Below are 18148 nucleotides of genomic sequence, written 5' to 3' on the forward strand. Positions count from 1 at the left end.
GAAAGGACAAACTCATGCGCTGGTCCCGAATTCTACAAACGGTCGACGTGCATTGCGCCGGCGAAATCGGCCGTGTCGTGACTGGAGGAGTGCTGGACATTCCCGGGGCAACCATGGCCGATAAGCTGGATCATTTGAACAAGGTCGATGACAGCCTGCGCCAGCTCTTGTGCTCGGAACCGCGTTCGGCCCCGGCCGGGTCTTTTTGTTTGCTGGTCCCGCCTTGCGACCCTGCGGCAGACATTGGGTTCATCGTGCTGCAACCTGATCAGGCCCATGCGATGTCGGGATCCAATGCAATGTGTGCGGTCACGGCCCTGCTTGAAACGGGCATGATCCCTATGGTCGAGCCCGAAACAACCGTGACGCTGGATACCGCTGCTGGTCTGGTGCGCGCGGTGGCCCGTTGTTCCAACGGGAAGGTGACCAAAGTGTCGCTGGATATGCCGCCTTCATTTGTTGCCAAGAAGGACAGTGAAATCGATACCCCGGACTGGGGGAAGATCCGCTATGATCTGTGTTTTGGAGGAGTGTTCTATGCACTGGTGGATGTGGACCAGATCGGGTTGTCGATCACTCCGGGCAACGCCCGCGAGCTTGCCACGCGCGGAGTCGCCCTACGTGATATGATCGCCGAAACCGAAGATGCGCCGCATCCGACCACTCCGGCTCTGAACGGTCTGGCCTATGTCATGTTCCGGTCAACGGACTCGGATGGTGCGGTGCGGACCTGCACAACGCTGCGCCCTGGGCGCGCTGACCGATCGCCTTGCGGCACTGGATCGAACGCCAACATGGCGGTGCGTCATGCGGCAGGATTGGCATCACCGGGCGACATTGTGGTGTCGCGTTCGATCATCGGAGGCGAGTTCACCACCGAGCTTTTGGACATCACCAACGTGGGATCATATGCGGCGATCCGGAACCGAGTGTCGGGGCAGTGCTGGATCTACGGGTTAACCCAGATCGGCTTGGATCCGACCGACCCTTTCCCTCAGGGTTTTCGTCTATCAGACACTTGGGGCGGTTAGATTGGAAGTTGCAAGGAACTTTCGGACTTCAAGCAGCTTGAGTGGCAGCATTCCAGACGTCAAGTGCCTCGAGGCGGTGACATCGGATTGTTAAGGCGGAGCGGCGGCGAGAGGGAATACAGAAATAATCCCGAATGGCTGAATGGGTTGCTATGAACCTCGGTAAACCTCCTGAAGAGCGATGGGCTTGCATCGTCCGTTCCCTCTTTCGGAAAGGGAGGTGGCTGTTCTCGGCTCGATTGTTCAAGCCTTTGAGCGACCAGTGATCCAACTCCTGCGCCAGCTCGCGCTTGGCGGTACCATATGAACGCAGTTTGTCAGTGATTATCTGCTTGGGAAGGAAACCAAGACGCTTAATAAGGCGGCGCAACATCCGAATGGCCGCCCGATTGCCCTATTTCGGCTGGAGGACTTCGTCCAACACGAGGCCATGCTGATCGACTGCGCGCCAAAGCCGATACTTGCGATCTGAGATTCTCACCTCAACTTCATCCAGATGCCAGATCTCACCTGAACGCTTCTGTCTCTGCCGCAGGTTTCGAGCTACCGCCGGCCCAAACTTGATGATCCAATGCAGGACCGTCTCGTATGATGCACTGATTCCGCTCTGCAGCAGCATCGCTTTAACTTCCCGGAAGCTCAGGTTGAAGCGAACGTACAGCCATACCGCGTGCGCGAATATCAGGTGGAAACTGGTGGCGCTTGTAACTGATCGACGATGACTTCATCGACGTCACCTACGTCCAACTGCGGGCAAGAGCAACAAAACACAGTTAACGTGACAACACCCCCCGTACCGTCCGGCGCCATCGGGTAGTCAGAAGTCGGGTGACCTAAAAACAGCAGTGGTCTTTGTCGTGGACACCACGATATCCACGGAGCGGTATATCCGCGCTACCCGTGCAGCACTGCAGGAGGTTTATCGAGAGGCCGCGGGATCAGCGGGGCAGCAGACGCGATCAGTTTCGGGCTTGTCGGCTATCGTGACCGCCTCGAGGCAGCTCCGGGCCTTGGGTATGACCTTCGGACTTTCGCGGACCTTCAGCAGGGCCTTGACGTTGACAACTTCCTGAGTGGCATCGATCAGATGCAAGAAGCGGAATCCAGCAGCAAGAATTTTCGCGAAGACAGCTATCGCGGTATTGAATACGCATTGGAAGACATGGACTGGAGCGACTTTGGGCGTCGGCTTATCGTACTGGTTACAGATGCAGGTCCTCGCGAATTCGATGATCAGTATTCTACCACGGGGCTGAGCGCCGAAAGCCTGAACTGGATTATCCGTGAGCGCATAACCTGGAAGAAGCATTGCAGATGATTGTCGACCAGGCCGAGCGGAACGTCGTGAACCCTGATCATTTCTTTGCACAGGTTCTTGGAGATGCCGCAGAGCTGATCAGGTATCACGCCAATCAGACCCAAGCTTTGCCGAAGTTGTGGCGTTGGACGAATACCTGCCTGACCTGTCCTATAAGTCTCAGATCATGATTATCACTGAAGATGATTGGGTGCGCTTTCCGATTTCAGAACAGCAAACCATCGTGAACGGGCTGTATGACAAGATCGAACGGTACCGGTGGTACAACGAGTCGACCGATCAATAGGTTGATTACCTCTGGGCCGGGCCGCAGGCAGGAAACTTGCTGTACCCGATGTTGTTGGATGAGCTGCCATAGTCCCAGAGGTTTTGCCGCGAAGTTTTTGCTCGAGCGAAACCCTCCAAAGCGGTTTCTAGATCATTTGACCATGCACCTAGCGGGCGATGGGTTCCTTTTCTGGCCAAACGATTTGAAAGAAGTGCTTTGCCGCACCGCGCAGATCGAAAAGGGCCAAGCTCAATCCGGCAACCCAGCTTTCCGAAGATCTCCGACAAACCTGTCAAGATTGCTTTGTTGCAGGTTTTCGAATGCCAGACAGACACGGGAACAGGTCATGTCAGGGCGTTTTTCTTGGCTCTGTCCAATTATTCGTCTCGCCTCGTCTGTGGCTTTCTGCCGTATCAGTATCGCCGCCAGCACATAACGGCCGAATGGATCAACCGATTTGCCCTCCAATGCCGTTCTCGCACAAGTTTCGGCCTGGCTAAAGCGGTCGAGAAAGTAAAGGCAAAAGGCCTTAGCCAACAATTTCACCTTGAAATAAGGACCCGATGGTCCAAACCGGGTTGCGGTCTCGAAATGCGATAGCGCTAGCTTTGCTTGCCCGTTTGCGAGATGCGCATATCCAAGAACCAAGTGAGCGTTTGCCGCGCTTGGGTTGAGGCTGACGGCAAGCTGTGCCTCCGCAATAGCGGCATCGTGTTTGTTGAACTGCGTGTAGGCACGGGCAAGACTGGCATGCGCAAAACTGCTTTGTTCATCCAACGCCACGGCGTGCTCTGCGTGATAAAGCGCGCGTTCTCTGGCCTCATTTCGATTATCGACCTGTACGAAGAACAGTTTCCGAAGCTCGGCATTTGCCATCACCGCGTGCGCAAGTGCATAGTCTGGTGCGATATCTATTGTTCTGTTTAGAATATCCCTTGCCTTCTGAGTATCTTCATCTGTGAATTTGAACAGATGCCACAGTGCTTTTTGAACGCTGTCCCATACGTTGACTTCGCCACGTTTTAGCCGCGCTTGCTCACGCACGTCGAACCGCAACTCCCAATCTATGTGCCCCACAACGGCTGATGCGATCTCCTCCTGCAAGGAAAAGACATCTTCTGTCTTGTGATCCAGGCGATCGGCCCAAAGATCATGCCCGGTCGATGTATCTACTAGATGGGCAGTTACGCGAACGCGCTGATCGTCATAACGGACGGTGCCCTCAACCAAATAGTGAGCCCCGAGACGTTGCGCGATCTCTTCTCCGAGCAAAGAAGCATCCTTGAGGAGCTTGGTGGAGGAGGGTGAGACGACCGACAGCCAATCCACTTTAGCAAGTTCGGTCACGAGTTCATGGTTGATGCCAGCCACAAATCCGTTGGTGTCGCTTTGTCCACTAATGCAGTCAAACGGCAGCACCGCAATGACCGGCTTCTGTGGCGTCGGTAGCTGGGTAACCATCTGATCATACAGTCGGTCTTTTTCGGCGGGAGGCTCGGTAATTGGTGCAAGTGTTTCGACCTCAGGTCGAGGTTCGGTCAAAGGTTCCAGCGTTGTTGGAAAACGGAACACAGGTCCGTGTCTGGGCCATTCAACATTGTTGAGCGTCATGTAGTCTTTGAGATTGTGAGCTGCATACAAGAATGCGTGGCTGCGCGCACCGACGCTGAGGTTCTTATGTGCGAAATTCAGTCCCACTGCGACACGGGCAAGCAAGTATTGGCTTTCCATAAAGCTGAGCCGGTGGCTTTCGTGGCGCTCAACCCAACTCATAGCGCCTCGCCGCAGAGTTCTGACAAACTCGACGATGCCGACGTCATCCTGCCAAAGCCCTAATGTGTGGTGTTTTGAATGAAAGAGGCCAAGGTCATCAAGGATAGCATCCCATTGGGCAGGTACACAATTTCCGCGCCGCGCCAAGAGGTATGCCAACTCGAAATAGGCATGATCATAAAATAAGAACTGCTTGTCTTCGTACAGTGCCAAATCGATCAGAAAATAATCTGGATCGCGGCTTTTGTGCGCTTGAACCAGTACATTGTAGCCATGCAGATCCCCGTGCACTCGACCTTTTGCTGCTCTTAAGCTCAACCGGCTTGGAAAATGCTCGTCACAGGCAAAAGCCAGTGGGTTCGGGTACCAATGTCCTTCAAACATCAGACAACGTTCATTCGGGTCATGACCGCAAATACCCGAAAGAAAGTGATGAAGCCGACCTAGCTTAGGATCCAATCTATAGCCGAGCCATCCCGAAAGCAGATCCCGAGGCGATTGCAAACCAGGCGCCATGCTGTAATCAACGTTCCAGTCATCAAGCAGGCTTGTCGACAGCCGCTCAAGTACGTTCAAGGCCAGTTCGTAGCCGCAATCGTTCCAGGGAAGTGAGTATTCAAGCCCTTGAGCCACAACGGTGGAAAGTATCGCAATCTTACCGTCGTATTCCAAAGAGTGGACGATGCGCGCCAGATGCCTTGATCCAAACGCGGGAACTGCTTCAAACGCCTCCCGATGCCTTTGGTTTTCGGCCTTTTCATTCCATTCCGGATCGGGAAGGGCGTCGAACTTAAGAATGGCCTGGCCGCTGAACGCGTCGCATGTAATGTCGACAATATAGACAAGAGCTCCGGACTTACCGGCACTTAGCTGACGGTGAAAATAAATTTCATCCTCTACTGACCACTTGTCAGCAACCAGTGGCAAAAGCTCGATAAACGCTTCAGGCCATGAGAGATCATTTTTGGCGGGCACTAACTACACTCCGCAGAAGTGTGGCCAAGGGTTGTGTAAATCTTTAAGGCGGCACCGTTTTGTGACATGATACACAAACAATTGTGTGAACCAAGGCGTTAAAGCTGACCGGTCAGAGCGTTCTGCGCGACGGATGACCTGGCCAATTGAGCTCGAAGGGCTGCAACACACATGAAAGTCCGCCTTGCGAAGAAACATCGATGCGCATTTGAACGCGATCCATGACTGCTCTTGGCCGTCCGAGTCCTTCGCCCTCAAGCGGATTGGGTGGAAGGATTAAGGACCGTCTAGGACGATGCGCCACTGTACCGGTGTCCGTGATGAATGTCTCTTGCCCGAGCGCTCAGTTTCTCTTTGAAAACTTGCGGAAAGGCCTTGCTTCTCCGCCCTTGCCGTTTTTGCTTTTTGAACGCGGCGCTTTCGAGTCTTTGGTGTCGGTCTTGAAACGCGCCTTTTGTGCTTTCAGAGATTTGGATGTGTCAGAAGCGTTCTTATCTTGCTTTTGTCGCTTCTTATCCATTGCGACGGGCTGTGGTTTGGCCTTTCCGCGCTCACGCGTCGGTCGCGCTTGCGGAGCCGAGTCCTGTTTTCTCTTGTCTTCGCTTGCTTGTCTGTTCGGCGTACCTGCTGCAGATTTTCTTTTGCTCTTCGGGCGCTCGGATGCAGTCCGGAAGTCTTGGTTGGAACGTTCGGAGCCAGGCACAGCTTTCGACGGCTTGCCTGAATCAAGCGCTCGGGATTTGGCGGGCTCGTCCGATGAATGTGGCGCTGCAGGCGGGCCTTTGGGCGAGGCATCGAAATCTGGTGTGCCCACCAGCTCGGTCAACGTCGCACCTTGTTCTATGATGAGATCAGCGCCCAGTTCTTGTTTCATTGCGGGCACAGCATCATTGGCGATCTCGACAAAGGTCTCTTGATACTGAACGCGGATTGCGCCGATAGCGTCTTTGGACAAACCCGCGTTGCGGCACAGCATTGGCAGCAACCAACGCGGCTCCGCACGCTGTTTGCGTCCCAAAGAAAGTGAGAACCAGGTGCTTGGCCCAAACGCCGCGCGCCGATCAGTGTCGCGTTTTCCAGACTCTGGTGCCGTTCCAAGGATCTCTGGTGCCGAGTGGCGCTCTCGGTAGAGGCGCATATAGGCTGCGGCGATCTGCTCGGGAGTTCTTCCGCTGAGCAGCCGCTCGGCAAAAGCCGTTTCCTCAGCACTTGGCGGCTCATCCAGGGCGGGATTGGAAACGATGCGTTCCTCTTCCCGTTTAAACACCTCATCGGCTGAGGGTGGTGCGCCCCATTCGGCCTCCAGCTTGGCGGTTTTCAGCAATCGTTGTGCCTTTGAACGCTGCCGAGCCGGCACGATCAGAATGGATGTTCCCTTGCGTCCGGCACGGCCTGTCCGTCCAGAGCGATGCAACAAAGTTTCCGCATTTGAGGGCAGATCCGCATGGATCACCAACTCCAACCCTGGAAGATCAATGCCGCGGGCGGCCACGTCGGTCGCAACGCAAACCTGCGCGCGCCCGTCACGCAGGGCTTGCATCGCGTTGGTGCGCTCTGCCTGACTGAGTTCCCCTGACAGTGAGACGACAGAAAACCCCCGATTGGAAAGTTTCGCGGTCAGACGCGCCACCATAGACCGGGTGTTGGCGAACACAATCGTGGTTTGAACGTCGTGATAACACAGCAAATTGATGATCGCTTTTTCAATATCCGACGGAGCTACGTTCAAGGCACTATAGGTTATATCCGAATGCTGGACATCTGCGCTTCCGACCTTGATCCGCTGCGCACCCTCTTTCTGGTAGGTCTGGGCAAGCCTGGCAATGCCTCGTGGAACAGTGGCAGAGAACATCAGGGTGCGCCGGTTTTCGGGCGTTTGATCAAGGATGTATTCAAGATCTTCGGCGAACCCCATGTCCAGCATTTCATCGGCTTCGTCGAGGACGACGGTCCGCAGATCGCTCAGGTCGATCACCCCACGTGTGATATGATCGCGCAGCCGCCCAGGTGTGGCGACTACGACATGTACGCCGCGTTCAAGCGCCCTGCGCTCTGTGCGCGCATCCATACCACCGACAGCCGATGCAGTAACGATCCCGGCTTCGGCAAACAGCCAGTCGAATTCTCTCCGCACTTGCAGAGCCAGTTCGCGCGTGGGTGCGATGACCACGGCCAAAGGCGCTGCTGGTCGGTCAAAACGGCCGTGCTTGTCGAGAAGTTCTTCCGCCATCGCCAGCCCGAAGCCCACGGTCTTGCCGGAACCGGTTTGCGCAGAGACAAGCAGATCTTTTCCTGCCAGCTCTTCATCTGACACAGCCTCTTGTACAGGCGTCAAGTTGCTATAGCCTTTTTGGGACAGAGCTGCGGACAGGGTTTTCGGGAGGGCAGAGAAATCATTCATAGGTCACCAATTGCCGGGAAAGATCTGGCGATAGTGGTTTTTGGTTCAGATGTATAGCCCGTAACGCGCGCCCGAATGTGTCAAGGATATGTCGCAAGCTTTTGTTTCTGGATTGACGATCATGCAGATTCCGGCTTGGACCTGTTACAGTCGTTAAGCGATTGACGCTCGTGCCGCCACCTATCACAGATTTGAGTCGACACCATAAGTGCCGCGGCCTTGTTGACCGCCGAATGATAGTGGTTGAGCGATGACGCGAGGCGAGAATAGGTACTTTACACGATTTCACGCACTTTTTTTGCCCGGGCGACAAACGGGTAATAGGCCTGATTATCTTTGCTTTGCGGGAAATAGCCTGTGCTTTGCCACCTGTTTTTTCAGTGGCTTGTGTTTCCACGGGCCAATCTAGGTTCTGGACCCTTTAAATCGGTTGCCATGACTTAGACTGCTTGGTTCAAGTCCCAGATTTTTTGGGGTGTGTAACAAGCAATCTATTCTAGCTGAATGACGAACAGTGGGAGCGTCTGAAGCCTTACGTTCCGAAGAGTATGGCAAGCCGAGGGTTGACGACCGGCGTGTCCTGAGTGGTATTATCTTTATTAACAGCAATGGGTTGCAGTGACCTAATGCCCCTCGCGAATATGGACCGCCAAAGGCGCTGTACCACCGTTGAAAGCGGTGGAGCGACATGGGAGTTTGCTCGGATCATGGCCGGGGCGGCAGCGGAGGGGCCGATCACAAGACCATGGCGATTGACGCGACCTACCTCAAAGCGCTCCGCACGGCCTCAAGCCTGCAGTTGAAAAAGGGGGGCGTGGCATACTGATCGGACGAACCAAGGACGGTATGAATACGAAGTTGCATGCCGTTACCGATGCTCTCGGACGCCCGATACGCTTCTTCATATCCGCTGGCCAGGTGAGCAATTACACGGGCGCCAGGGCTCTGGTATACAGCCTGCCATTGGATGATTGGTTACTTGGTGATTGCGGTTTTGAAGCGGATTGGTTTCGTGAAGCCCTGATAGACAATGGCGGAATGCCCTGCATCCCGGGCCGCAAGACACGCGACAAGCCTGCCCGGCACGACAAGCGCCGCGATAAACGGAGAAATAGAACTGAAATCATGTTCGGTCGCGTGAAGGACTGGCCCGTTTGGCCACCCGTTGCGACAGATGCCTAAAGATCTTCCTCCCCGCCATCGCGCTCGTAGCCACCGTCTTGTTCCGGCTGTAAATAAATGAGTCTGAAGCCTAGGGCAGGATTTCACCCCAGCCGCAACCGACCCCGAGTTGGCCGAAAACACGCCTCGTGCTTCCCTTAGTTGTTCTTGCGCATTTACACAATTCTGTTCTCGGATACCGGGTCGAACACGACGGCCTTTTCCATATTGAAAGCAAACTCGGCCTGTTGGCCGGGCGCAACCTCAGCATCCGCGCGCATGCGGGCGACACATTCGGCGCCTCCGATCGTTGTGGCCACAAAGGTGTCCGAGCCTGCGGGTTCTGTCACCGTCACCGTGTTTCGGATCGACACAATGTGCGTTGACCGATGATCAGCGCCTTCCACATCGGTAAGCGCTTCGGGGCGGATACCCAATAACACATCTTTACCTTCATATGCCTTTATAGCGTCCGAAGACGCACAAAGCGCGAGTCGCACTTCGTCGCCGCGATCATCAAATGTAACTGCATATACCGAGGCCCCTTCGACCCGTACGGATGCCTTGATCAGGTTCATTGACGGTGAGCCCATAAATGTAGCGACGAACAGGTTTGCCGGCGTGTCGTAAATCTCTTTTGGCGTGCCCAGTTGCTGAACATATCCGCCATTCATAACGGCAATCCGGGTCGAAAGTGTCATCGCCTCGATCTGGTCATGGGTCACGTAGACAATGGTTGTGCCGAGGTTCTGGTGCAGCTTCTTGATTTCAGTGCGCATATCGACCCGCAGCTTGGCGTCGAGATTGGACAAGGGCTCGTCGAACAGAAAAACGTCAGGGTTGCGCACCAGCGCCCGACCCATGGCAACCCGCTGACGTTGACCGCCCGACAACTGGCCCGGTTTTCGGTCAAGCAGCTGTTCGATCTGCAGCAGCTTGGCGACATCTGCCATCGCCTTTTCACGTTCGGGCTTGGGAACCCCATGCATTTCCAGGCCAAAGGTAATGTTCTGACCGACTGTCATGTTCGGGTAAAGGGCGTAGGACTGGAATACCATCGCGATATTGCGATTGGACGGGTGTACTCCGTTCATGCGCGCATCCTTGATCCGGATTTCCCCCAACGTGATGCCCTCTAGGCCCGCAATCATGTTCAACAGTGTGGATTTGCCGCAACCCGAGGGCCCAACAAGCACCAGAAACTCGCCTTCTTCCACGGCAATATTGACTTTATGCAGAACCTCGACAGAGCCGTAGGATTTGGTGACGTTGTCGATATCGAGAAAACCCATCGGTTACCCCTTAACAGAGCCCGCCATCAAGCCGCGCACGAAATAGCGTCCGGCAACGATGTAGACGAGCAGGGTTGGCATTGCGGCAAGGATCGCGCCGGCAAAATGGACGTTGTATTCCTTCACGCCGGTCGAGCTTTGCACAAGGTTGTTCAGGGCGACTGTCATCGGGGCGCCATCGCCCGAGGCGAAGGAGGCACCAAACAGGAAGTCGTTCCAGATGTTGGTGAACTGCCAGATCACACAAACCACGATGATCGGGCCCGAGGATGGCAACAAGATGCGCCAGAAGATCTGAAAGAATCCGGCGCCATCGATTTGAGCGGCCCGAACCAATTCGGTCGGGAACGCCGCGTAGTAGTTCCGGAAGTAAAGCGTCGAAAAACCGACGCCATAAACCACATGGACCAGAACCAGTCCGGCGGTCTTGCCGGACAGGCCAAGAACGCCGAGGATCGCAGCCATGGGGATCAGTACGATCTGGAAGGGGATGAAGCAGGAAAACAGCATCAACCCAAACAGGATCGTGTCGCCACGAAACCTCCATTTGGTCAGAATGTATCCATTCAGCGCCCCTAGTACCGTTGAAATTGCAACGGCCGGGACGACCATCGAAATTGAGTTCCAGAAATAGGGTCTGAGACCTGTCGGCTCGACACCGACCTGCGCGGTGGACCACGCCTTTGCCCATGGTTCCAGCGTGAAGGCATTTGGAAGGGACATCATCCCTCCGCCGGTGATTTCTGACAGCGGTTTCACTGAATTCACCAGCATGACATAAAGCGGAAGCATGTAGAACAACACGAACAGGATCAGCACGACGTAGATCAGCGTGCGAGTGAATCGGCCCGTTCGGATAGCGGTGTCAGGGCTTGCGACGGCCATCACTTCTTCTCCTTCAGCTCAGCATAGAGATAAGGGATCATGATTGCTGCGATCGTCATCAGCATGATGACGGCCGAGGATGCACCGATCCCCATCTGATTGCGGCTGAACGTGTAGGAATACATGAAAGTCGCAGGCAGTTCCGTCGCCCTGCCGGGGCCACCTCCGGTCATCGCGATGACTAGGTCGAAGGTTTTAATTGCCAGATGCGCAAGGATCACGAATGCCGAAAGGAATGCTGGTCGCAGTTGCGGGATAATAATACGGCGATACAGGTTCCAGTTCGATGCGCCGTCCATCTGAGCGGCCTTGAGGATTTCGTTGTCGATGCCGCGCAAACCGGCCAGAAACATTGCCATGACAAACCCGGAGGTCTGCCAGACGGCCGCCAGAACGACCGTATAGATTGCGAAGTCCCGGTTCTTGATCCAGTCGAACTCGAAGCTCTGCCATCCCCAGGACTGCACAATGTTTTCCAGTCCGATGCCCGGATCCAGAAACCATTTCCAGGCGGTGCCGGTTACAATGAAACTCAATGCCATTGGGTAGAGGTAAAGCGGGCGCAAAAATCCCTCGCCGCGGATTTTCTGGTCCAGCAAAATGGCCAGTGTCAGGCCGATAATTGTGCAGACTACGATATACAGACCGGCAAAGACGGCCATGTTGGTCAATGCGATCTCCCAATGGGAAAGCTTGAACAGCTTTTCGTAGTTCGACAGCCCGATCAGGTCGAATGTCCGCTGCCCGTCCTTGTCGACAAACGGCAAAATGCGGCTGTCGGTAAACGATACGTAGATCGTGAACAGAATGAACCCGTAGACAAAAATCAGGACCATAGCCAGTGACGGCGATAGGACGAGCTTGGGAATCCAGTTTTGCAGACGGGTCTTGAAATCTGCCTCGGCAACCGTGGCCATGGCAACTCTCCTGAGAACGGGTTACGTGGATTTCAAAGCCGTGAGGGGCGATCCCTAGGAACCGCCCCACGCAGGTTGATCACTTTGCGATGGAAACCGCGTCGACCAGTTCCTGGACAGCGGTTTCGCTGTCATACTCGCCGTTGAAATGCGCGGTGACCACATCATAAACCGCATTCTTCACCGAAGCCGGAGCAGCATGACCATGCGCCATCGAGCCGAACAAGTTGCCCGAGGATGCCGCTGCTGCAAGGTCCTTCATGCCCTGCTGGCCGCAGGCATCCAATTCGCTTCCATCCACGTCGGTGCGGGCAGGGACAGACCCTTTCACCTTGTTGAAGGCGATCTGAAAGGACGGGGACAGGATGGCGCTGGCCAAAGCGGCCTGTTCCGTCGAAACGGTGCCGCCCTGATCAAACATCATGAACTGGTCTGCATTGAATGTGACCTGATCCTGAGTGCCGGGGAAGCGGAAGCACAGGAAATCTTCGCCCGGGACCTTGCCTGCATTCAGGAATTCGCCCTTCGCCCAGTCACCCATCATTTGAAAGCCGGCTTCGCCATTGATGACCATCGCCGTCGCCAGATTCCAATCGCGGCCCGAGAAGTTGTCATCGACGTTTTCGCGAATGAACACCATCCGGTCGAATGCCTCTTTCATGGTCTCCGAACCTAGAGCTTCCTCATCAAGATCAATGAAGGCGGCCTTGTAGAAATCTGGCCCACCCGTTGACATGGACACCGCATCGAACACTGTTGCGTCCTGCCAGGCCTGACCGCCATGCGCGATCGGCGTAATGCCCGCCGCTTTCAGAGTTTCAACCGCAGCTACGAAATCCTCCCAAGACTCGGGCACGGCAATACCATTGGCATCAAGCACGGATTTGTTGGCCCAGACCCAGTTTGTTGAATGCACATTCACAGGTGCTGAAATCCACTTGCCATCAACTTTGGCAAAAAACTGCAGCGCTTCGGGAACAACTTCATCCCATCCTTCCTGGGCGGCAAGTTCATTCAGGTTGGCAAGCGCCCCCTGATTTCCCCAGTCCAGAATGTCAAAACCAAGCGCCTGAACTGCCGTGGGCGGATCACCTGCAGTGACACGGGCACGCAATACAGTCATAGCCTCGGTTCCACCGCCACCGGCAACGGGCATATCCTGCCAACCGATGCCCTGGCTTTCCAGATCCTGTTTGAGCACGTTCAGCGCCGCAGCTTCGCCGCCTGATGTCCACCAGTGCAGAACTTCCACATCTTCGGCCTGAGCAGCTGTCACGGATAGGGCAGCAACGGCTGTCGTAAAGTGCAGTATCTTGGCAATCTTTTTCATGATGTCCTCCCTGATTGTACTTTAGTAACTGTTCGGTTACTTTTTCTATAGTGACGCAAGTGTTCACCAAGTCAAGAAAACTTATTCGATACCTGGCGTGGGCACTAAGTAACGTCGCGGCCACGCAGGAAAGGATTTCTTAGATCATCCAACTGTCAGCATTACTCGATGCTTTTGTTTCACTACATCTAAGGCTGCTCCTTTCGAACGATCCGCAGAATGCTGTCGACATTGAAGTCCAAGCGCTCGTTCAAGGCTTGTTCGTCCATCATATCCCGTTGAAACAGAAATGAGCCGGTAAACCTGTTGGTCAGGTAGTAATACCCGATGGCGGCAATTGTGATGTTCAGCTGGGTGGCGTCTATACCCGAACGAAACTCGCCACTTTCTTCGCCTCGCTTCAGAATTTCTTCCACCATCTCCACGAGACCTTTGGTTGTTTCCGGAAGACTCGAAAGCGATTTTATGTGGCGCGCACGGTGCAGGTTCTCACTATTGACGAGTGTAATGAACTCTGGGTTCCTGAGGTAGTATTTCCAGGTGAACCTCACCAGGGATTCTAGGGCATCGGACGGTGACAGGCTTTCCAGGTTTAGCTTGCGTTCCGCGGTTCGGATGTCGAGATAGGCCGCTTCCAGAACGGTTCGGAACAGATCTTCTTTGCTTCCGAAATAGTGATAGAGCATCCGCTTGTTCGCATCCGCGCGCTCGGCAATTTCATCCACGCGCGCGCCACCCAAACCATGTTTGGCAAACTCTTTCTTCGCGGCGTGAAGTATCCGTGCCTTTGTCGCCTCAGCATCTCTCTTTTTTTTGTTTTTTGTTTTTTCGACCACTACGAACTTCCTTTCTTCCGGGCTTCTTGCACGGTGAAAATGGCCAACGCGGTCCTTTTGCCTGACCTTCCGATTTAAATTGCACGCTACTGCGTGCCGCCCACCTTCGTTTCTACCTCATTCTTAACGCTTGACATAGCGTTTCTTAAAGAAGTAACTGGTTAGTGCATTAATGGCGCAATTTGCCGTTATGCGAGATATGTGTCGGGGAGGGGCCGACATGGGAAGTACCTGTGGTCCCAAGTGCTGATCGAAAGGGAGGACATTATGTCATTCATCAAAAAATACATCGAGCAGGAGACGATAACCCGTCGTAGCTTCCTGCTCGCATCCGCCTATGGTGTGGGCGGCGCAGCAGTATCGAGTATGCTGGGCGGCATGGCGCGCGCGGCGATCACAGACCCGACGGTTGCATGGTCGTACCGCAACCGGACCAATCCGTACTGGAACGAGATTGTTTCGGGTGGTGAGGCTTTCGTTGAAAGTCTCGGCAAGCCCAAGGATTTTCTAACGCATCTGATCAATGAAGGCTCGTCAGAGAAGTCGCTGGCAGATGTTAAGGCGCTGCTGTCCAAAACCAATGGTGAGCTGGCGTTGGCTATCGACACCAATGACGCGCCAAACGCGCGCCCGGTGGTGGAATCCTGTGTGGAAGCCGGCGCCTATGTTTCGACACTTTGGAACAAAACTGACGATCTGCATCCCTGGGATTTCGGGGACAACTATGTCAGCCATATGAGCTGGTCTGACGAGGGGCCCGCCGAGCAGACCGCGCGCATCCTGCTGGATGCGATGGGCGGTTCAGGCGGCGTTGTCCATCTAGGTGGCATCGCGTCGAATAACCCTGCGATTGAACGTTTAGCAGGTCTGAAGAACGCACTGAAAGACTATCCGAACGCCGAGCTGTTGGCCGCTGAGCCTGCCGACTGGGATACTCAGAAAGCCAATCAGGTCATGAGTGCCTTCCTGACCCGTTATGGTGATGAGATCAAAGGGGTTCATTGTGCCAACGACACAATCGCCTATGGTGTGCTCGAAGCGCTGCGCGCCGAAGGTATCGAGGACATGCCAATCGTATCTTATGACGGCAACCCGCAGGCAGTCCAACTGGTGGGCGAAGGCAAAATCCTGGCTACCGTCTTTACCAACCCGCATTGGGGCGGCGGCATAACGGCGGCGTTGGCCTACTATGCGGCGACCGGCCATTTCAAGCCTTCGGAAGAGCCCAATGAACATCGCGAGTTCTATGGTCCGACCATCATGGTCCGGCCCGAAGATGCGCTGGCGTTCAAGGCAGAATATCTGGACGATGTTCCCACCTATGACTGGAAAGACTTTTGGTCCACGTCAAACGGCCAGATTCAGTACAAGTAGTGGCCTAGGCGGACCGGGTTATAGCCCGGTCTGCCACTTCATGTCTGGCTAAAAAGTTCAAGGGCAGTCAGCCCGAATAATTCACTCAGTGGGAGGAAGCACATGCGTAATGTGCTGGCACGGGATGTTCTGATCAAATGGGCCCCTCTGATCGTCCTTATCGTCCTGGTTTTGTTCTTTACGGCGATTGAGCCCCGTTTCTTCTCGCTGCGCAACTTCGCACGGATCGGTATCTCGTCCACGCCTGCGCTGATGGTCGCTATCGGTGTGACATTCATCATCATCATGGGATCGATTGACCTGTCGATGGAAGGTACGGTTTCGGTCTGTGCTGTAGTCTTCGCCTTTGCCTTTATCGGTATGGGGGGCACATTGGCATCCTGGGCGTGGCTGGCCCTTCCACTGGCAGGGCTGGTCGGCGCCGCAATCGGGCTGGTGAACGGGCTTGTCCATGTCATTCTCAGGGTTCCTTCCTTCATGGCCTCTTTGGCCATGGGCTTTGTAGGTACCGGGTTTGCATTGCTATTAACCGGGGGTGATCGGATCCGGGTCGAAGATGAGCTGTTCCGTTCGCTCCTGACCGAGCGTTGGTTTGGGTTTCCGATTATGTGCTATGTGGCCCTATTTCTTCTGTTGATTGCCTGGTTTATCCAATCGCGTACGACCTTGGGGCGGAATTTCTACGCCGTTGGCGGGGGTGAAGAGCTGGCCCATGCATCTGGCCTGAACGTCAAGCGTGTGCGGATCATGGGGTTTGCGCTGGCTGGGGTTTTCTACGCGGTTGGCGCGCTGCTTGCGGTTGGACGGATCGGGATTGCTGAAACCGCGACCGGGTCGAACTTCATGTTTGTGTCAATAACATCGGTCGTCGTGGGCGGCACCGCACTCTGGGGTGGAATTGGCGGTGTTTGGAACACGCTGATCGGCGTTCTGATCGTAAATGTCATTAACAACGGAATGGTTGTGATCGGACTGCCGGGCTACGTGCAGGACGGCGTTCTGGGTGTTCTGGTCATTGCCGCGGTCGTTCTGTCGACCGACCGAAAATCCGTAACCTTCGTGAAATAGGGGCGGGCAGATGTACGAACTTATAAACGTTGACAAAAAATTTCCCGGCGTTCACGCGCTGAAATCCGTCAACTTCAAGATTGAACGAGGCGAGATCGTTGGCCTTGTGGGTGAAAACGGCGCGGGAAAGTCGACCCTGATGAAGGTCATCTATGGCGCTTACCAACCCGATGGCGGCGACATCACGATCGACGGTATTAAAGTTCGATTTCAGAACCCGCGCCAGGCGATGGATCATGGGATCGGCATGGTGTTTCAGGAGCAATCCCTGATCACGAACCTGACTGTGATGGAAAACATCTTTCTGGGGTTCGAGCAGCAATTCGTCAGTTTTGGCGTCATCAACTGGAACGCTATGGCCGAGGCCGCGCGCAAGCAACTGGCCAAGGTCAAACTGGATATCGAGCCCGGAATGATCACGTCAAAGCTGTCCTTTGCACAACGGCAACTGGTGGAGTTGGCCAAGGTTTTGACGCTGGAAGAACGGATCGACGGTGATCTGGTTATCCTGCTCGATGAGCCGACATCGGTTCTGGCTAAAGAAGAGGTCGAGCTTTTGTTCGGCCTGGTGCGCGAACTGACCAACCGTGCGTCGTTCATCTTTGTTAGCCACCGTATGGATGAGGTCCTGGAGCTTTCCGACCGCATCTACGTGATGAAGGATGGTGAGGTTGTGGATGTCGTTGCCCACGATGATGCCGATGTCAGCTCCATCCAGCACAAGATGGTCGGTCGTGACGTCGACAAAGAATATTACCGCGAGCAGAAGCAGAACCCCTACCAGTCCGCTGCGCATCCCCTTGTCGCGTTCAGCGACGTGTCGGTCAGCGGCAAATACACAGACATCTCGTTCCAACTGCATCCTGGCGAGGTTCTGTGTCTTGTTGGCACCGAAGGGTCCGGGAGAGAGGCCATCCTGCGAACGATTTTTGGCTTGGAAACCCCGTCCTCGGGTATGGTGATACTCAAGGGGAAAACCGTCAGCAGATTTACCGCGCAGGCCGGTGTCGTGGGCGGGGTGGGCTACGTCCCCCGCGAACGCAAGGTCGAAGGCATCGTAGCCGGGATGAACGTCTACGAGAACATGACGCTCAGTCAGATGGGGAACTATGCCAACTCGGGCGTGCTGCGCATTGCCGAGGAAAAGGCGCTGGCCCGCAAATGGATAGATCGCCTCGCGATCAAGACACCGGATGTCTACAAGGATTGCGGCGGGCTGTCGGGGGGTAACCAGCAGAAAGTCGTATTGGCCAAATGGCGGTCAGCCGGATCCGACATCATCCTGCTCGACCATCCGACACGCGGTCTGGATATCGGTGCGAAAGAGGATGTCTATGACATGGTGCGCGAAATGTCGGATGACGGTGTCGGCATCATTCTGGTCGCAGATACTCTGGAAGAAGCCATCGGCCTCAGCCACACAATCATCGTTCTCAAGGATGGTGTCGCACAGAAACGTTTCGATTGCAGCCCGGGAGACAAGCCGTCGCTGTACGACCTTGTCCACCATATGATCTGA

General features: G+C 54.9%; 13 protein-coding genes and 2 pseudogenes. 7 read left to right on the top strand and 8 right to left on the bottom strand.

Features of this window, described 5'->3' with window-relative positions:
- Positions 1–14 precede the first annotated feature (14 nt).
- Positions 15–1031, top strand: coding sequence for a proline racemase family protein (locus ACR0AM_RS15420; protein WP_480477852.1), 1017 nt, complete (start codon positions 15–17; stop codon positions 1029–1031).
- A gap of 28 nt (positions 1032–1059) precedes the next feature.
- Here the strand turns inward: ACR0AM_RS15420 and ACR0AM_RS15425 are convergent.
- Positions 1060–1746, bottom strand: a pseudogene (locus tag ACR0AM_RS15425) (IS6 family transposase); the annotation flags it as partial.
- 372 nt (positions 1747–2118) lie between these two features.
- Between ACR0AM_RS15425 and ACR0AM_RS15430 the strand changes: the two are divergent.
- Both ACR0AM_RS15430 and ACR0AM_RS15435 read left to right on the top strand, forming a co-directional pair.
- Entirely contained in the window at positions 2119–2349 is a 231-nt protein-coding gene (locus tag ACR0AM_RS15430; protein WP_480477850.1) for a hypothetical protein, read from the top strand.
- Positions 2350–2473: 124 nt separating this feature from the next.
- A complete protein-coding gene (locus ACR0AM_RS15435) occupies positions 2474–2635 on the top strand; it encodes a hypothetical protein (protein ID WP_480612346.1) in 162 nt (53 codons plus the stop codon).
- Positions 2636–2866: 231 nt separating this feature from the next.
- Here ACR0AM_RS15435 and ACR0AM_RS15440 read toward each other — a convergent pair whose 3' ends face one another.
- Positions 2867–5365: a tetratricopeptide repeat protein gene (locus tag ACR0AM_RS15440; RefSeq protein ID WP_480623387.1), complete on the bottom strand. Its 2499-nt coding sequence runs from the start codon at positions 5363–5365 to the stop codon at positions 2867–2869.
- Positions 5366–5708: 343 nt separating this feature from the next.
- Positions 5709–7700, bottom strand: coding sequence for a DEAD/DEAH box helicase (locus ACR0AM_RS15445; RefSeq protein ID WP_480623388.1), 1992 nt, complete (start codon positions 7698–7700; stop codon positions 5709–5711).
- A gap of 566 nt (positions 7701–8266) precedes the next feature.
- Here ACR0AM_RS15445 and ACR0AM_RS15450 point away from each other — a divergent pair.
- Positions 8267–9001: pseudogene (locus ACR0AM_RS15450) on the top strand (IS5 family transposase).
- 102 nt (positions 9002–9103) lie between these two features.
- Here the strand turns inward: ACR0AM_RS15450 and ACR0AM_RS15455 are convergent.
- The 5 genes from ACR0AM_RS15455 to ACR0AM_RS15475 all read right to left on the bottom strand — a co-directional run bounded on the left by ACR0AM_RS15455 (position 9104) and on the right by ACR0AM_RS15475 (position 14187).
- Positions 9104–10219 (bottom strand): ABC transporter ATP-binding protein, encoded by a 1116-nt coding sequence (locus tag ACR0AM_RS15455; protein ID WP_480623389.1) that lies wholly within the window; start codon positions 10217–10219, stop codon positions 9104–9106.
- Between the two features lie 3 nt (positions 10220–10222).
- Positions 10223–11104, bottom strand: coding sequence for a carbohydrate ABC transporter permease (locus tag ACR0AM_RS15460; RefSeq protein ID WP_480495230.1), 882 nt, complete (start codon positions 11102–11104; stop codon positions 10223–10225).
- A complete protein-coding gene (locus ACR0AM_RS15465; protein WP_480623390.1) occupies positions 11104–12021 on the bottom strand; it encodes a carbohydrate ABC transporter permease in 918 nt (305 codons plus the stop codon). The genes ACR0AM_RS15460 and ACR0AM_RS15465 overlap by 1 nt, the downstream gene beginning before the upstream one ends.
- Before the next feature lie 79 nt (positions 12022–12100).
- Positions 12101–13351 (bottom strand): ABC transporter substrate-binding protein, encoded by a 1251-nt coding sequence (locus ACR0AM_RS15470; RefSeq protein ID WP_480623391.1) that lies wholly within the window; start codon positions 13349–13351, stop codon positions 12101–12103.
- 188 nt (positions 13352–13539) lie between these two features.
- A complete protein-coding gene (locus ACR0AM_RS15475; RefSeq protein WP_480477834.1) occupies positions 13540–14187 on the bottom strand; it encodes a TetR/AcrR family transcriptional regulator in 648 nt (215 codons plus the stop codon).
- Between the two features lie 267 nt (positions 14188–14454).
- On the opposite strand from ACR0AM_RS15475, the gene ACR0AM_RS15480 reads away from it, so the two are divergent.
- The 3 genes from ACR0AM_RS15480 (at position 14455) to ACR0AM_RS15490 (ending at position 18148) form a co-directional block, all read left to right on the top strand.
- The gene (locus ACR0AM_RS15480; RefSeq protein WP_480477832.1) at positions 14455–15561 is read left to right on the top strand and encodes a sugar ABC transporter substrate-binding protein; all 1107 of its coding nucleotides are present in this window, start codon (positions 14455–14457) and stop codon (positions 15559–15561) included.
- Positions 15562–15663: 102 nt separating this feature from the next.
- Positions 15664–16629 (top strand): ABC transporter permease, encoded by a 966-nt coding sequence (locus tag ACR0AM_RS15485; RefSeq protein WP_480623392.1) that lies wholly within the window; start codon positions 15664–15666, stop codon positions 16627–16629.
- Positions 16630–16639: 10 nt separating this feature from the next.
- Entirely contained in the window at positions 16640–18148 is a 1509-nt protein-coding gene (locus tag ACR0AM_RS15490; RefSeq protein ID WP_480623393.1) for a sugar ABC transporter ATP-binding protein, read from the top strand.

It is taken from the genome of Ruegeria sp. AD9 (assembly GCF_056542305.1).